Here is a 436-nt window from a genome sequence, read left to right as displayed (position 1 = left end):
TCACCCAACGAGACGACGAACAGCGTTATGCTGCTCTTCGAGCAGCACTTCTTGAATACCCGGACGACCCGGAAGATGAGAACCGTCCAACGATCGACTACTCCGGGTTGGATCCACGGGAGCATTCACGGTACCGGCAGTACCGATACCTCACTTGGGGCGACGAAACTGATCAACTATCAGCTCCAATCGGATTCTCCTAATCAGTCAGCGTCTAGATCCTCTTAATCCATTACTCCCCCGCGATGACTTCATTATGATATGTGAGGTGATCCTCGCTAATCATATGTGGATCTGCAATATCCAATTCGGTACCATCTACAGCTTCTTCATAGGTATGACTAACTCGATACGTCTCTGGATCAACAGTCAGTTGCCCATAGTCGAAATCCGTATGATGATTCGGGCACAGGACAAGAATATTCTCTGGCTCATC

General features: G+C 48.9%; 2 protein-coding genes. One reads left to right on the top strand and one right to left on the bottom strand.

Going from position 1 to position 436, the window contains the following annotated elements; genetic code table 11:
• Window positions 1–203 (top strand): hypothetical protein (locus DVK07_RS24150; RefSeq protein ID WP_233565666.1); only part of this gene is annotated, 203 nt, incomplete at its 5' end.
• A 29-nt stretch (window positions 204–232) separates the two neighbouring features.
• On the opposite strand, the gene DVK07_RS21910 is transcribed toward DVK07_RS24150, so the two are convergent.
• Window positions 233–436: HNH endonuclease (locus DVK07_RS21910; protein WP_199719741.1), on the bottom strand; the 204-nt coding region annotated here is incomplete at its 5' end.

The organism is Halorubrum sp. Atlit-26R (genome assembly GCF_003666015.1).
GTDB lineage: Archaea > Halobacteriota > Halobacteria > Halobacteriales > Haloferacaceae > Halorubrum.
The sequence above is the reverse complement of the archived record's forward strand: the minus strand, read 5'-3'. Positions and strand labels throughout refer to the sequence as shown.